At 36.2% G+C, this 625-nt stretch carries 1 protein-coding gene; it reads left to right on the top strand.

The window, feature by feature from the left end; translation table 11 throughout:
* Nucleotides 1-23: 23 nt before the first annotated feature.
* Nucleotides 24-581: a CvpA family protein gene (locus tag ACRCJ0_RS18290; RefSeq protein ID WP_197557975.1), complete on the top strand. Its 558-nt coding sequence runs from the start codon at nucleotides 24-26 to the stop codon at nucleotides 579-581.
* The last annotated feature ends 44 nt before the right edge of the window (nucleotides 582-625 follow it).

The raw sequence follows: 625 nt of genomic DNA, 5'->3' as shown, positions 1-625 counted from the left end.
ATGGGTACCAACGGGAGGAAAGCATGACAAGTTTTTTGATTTTATTATTTTTTATACTTAGTATAGGCGTTGGTGTCTATCGAGGGGCTATACTGCAAGGCATTCATTCTATAGGCCTATTAGTCGCGTATTTGTTTGCCGTTTTGTTCTATCAAAATCTAGTTGACCTTGTAACCTTATGGGTGCCTTATGTAGGTTTTGATATTGAAAATACCTTTGTCTATTATCCAGTAGCTTTATTACAAAATATGGATATCATTTACTTTAGATTAGTTGCCTTGTTAGCAATTATCTTGCTTGTCTGGATTGTTACTAAATTAATTGCTTTTGGCTTAAGAGACTTAAAATTTAAAGAAATGGATATTCAATGGAACGGCATTTTGGGCGGCCTATTTGGCTTCTTCTCAGCTTGGTTCTGGTCATTCTTTATTTTGATGTTTATGTCAGTTTTAACCTTTGAAGGGGTGCAAACAGCCTTATCCAATTCTTCAGTCGCCGACTTCATTATCTTGAATACCCCAATTTTATCTGGTCAAGTATTCAACATCCTACTACAAGGACTAGGCAACTTACCATTTTAACAACGTGCAAATATATGCCTTTGCGCACTGCGCAATTATGGCAA

The organism is Aerococcus sp. L_32 (assembly GCF_050689315.1).
This window is presented reverse-complemented; position numbering and strand designations above follow the sequence as displayed.

Coding starts and splice junctions, on each gene's coding strand:
- ACRCJ0_RS18290 (WP_197557975.1), top strand. CDS start 24: ATGACAAGTTTTTTGATTTTATTATTTTTTATACTTAGTATAGGCGTT.